General features: G+C 48.6%; 1 protein-coding gene. It reads left to right on the top strand.

Annotated features, from left to right (window positions below):
• Positions 1–57: 57 nt before the first annotated feature.
• Entirely contained in the window at positions 58–1,263 is a 1,206-nt protein-coding gene (locus LSG34_RS20630) for an IS256 family transposase (RefSeq protein WP_233011218.1), read from the top strand.
• The last annotated feature ends 38 nt before the right edge of the window (positions 1,264–1,301 follow it).

The following is a 1,301-nucleotide window of genomic DNA, read 5'->3' as shown; positions in this document are numbered from 1 at the left end:
CGGTAGTGTTCAAAATTCTGTGTCATTTCATTAAACTACGTGAAAAAGAGATGACACATGACCACTCCAACATTCGATATCCAAGCTGCTATTCAGGCATTGCGTGATGGCAAAGGCCTGACGGGTAAAGACGGTATCCTGACGCCGCTGATTAAGCAACTGACCGAAGCGGCAATGCAAGCTGAGCTTGAGCAGCATTTGGAACAGGATGAGACACCAAACCGCAAAAACGGCAGTTCATCCAAGACAGTCAAAAGCCCTGCGGGTAGCTTTGAACTCAATACACCGCGTGATCGTGCCGGCACCTTTGAGCCACAAATCGTCAAGAAACATCAAACCCAGTTGACCGACGAGCTGGAGCGTAAAATCATTGGCTTGTTTGCACTAGGCACCAGTTATCAGGATATCCGCGCTCACATCGAAGAGCTTTATGGCATCAACATCTCCAATGGCACCCTCAATGCCGTAACCGACAAGCTACTGCCTGAATTACAGGCTTGGCGCGAACGTGAACTGGATGCGATTTACCCTATTGTCTGGCTCGATGCCATTCACTACAAAATTAAAGAGAACAGCCGCTACATCACCAAAGCCGTGTACACCATACTGGGCGTGACGGTGGAAGGTAAAAAAGAACTGCTGGGTCTCTATCTGTCAGAGCATGAAGGCGCGCATCATTGGCTTACGGTTCTGACCGACCTGCACAATCGTGGCGTTAAAGACATTCTTATTGCTTGTGTCGATGGTCTTAAAGGCTTCCCTGAAGCCATTGAAAGTATTTACCCCAAAACCGAAGTGCAGCACTGCATCGTCCACCAAATCCGCAACTCGCTCAAATACGTGGCCAGTAAGAATCAGAAAGCCTTTATGGTCGATTTAAAGTGCGTGTACAAAGCATCCACTTTAAGCGCCGCAGAAAGTGCTCTGGACGAACTGGAAGCTAAATGGGGTGAGAAATACCCGGTGGTTATTAAATCCTGGCGCAGTAAATGGCTGACGCTCTCGGCTTATTTTAAATATCCGGATTACGTCAGAACCGCGATTTACACCACCAATGCCGTGGAGGCCGTACATCGTCAGTTCCGCAAACTGACCAAAACCAAAGGCGGGTTCGCCAACGAAAATAGTTTACTTAAGCTGCTCTATGCAGGTATGTTGCAGGCATCTGAGCGGTGGACACACCCAGTACAAAACTGGAATCTGACGCTGTCACAGCTGTCGATCCACTTCGAGGGGCGCTTAGACGCTCACATCGACCTGTGAACTGATAACTTGGCTGACACAGAATATTGAACACTCTC

Origin of the sequence: Rheinheimera faecalis (assembly GCF_021290965.1) — a bacterium.
In the GTDB taxonomy this organism is placed as follows: Bacteria; Pseudomonadota; Gammaproteobacteria; order Enterobacterales; family Alteromonadaceae; genus Pararheinheimera; species Pararheinheimera faecalis.
Note: the sequence above shows the minus strand (reverse complement) of the source record. Positions and strands in the feature narration are given on the sequence as shown.

What these genes read in the sequence shown, in the direction of transcription:
- LSG34_RS20630 (WP_233011218.1), top strand. Translation starts at nt 58, where the DNA reads ATGACCACTCCAACATTCGATATCCAAGCTGCTATTCAGGCATTGCGT.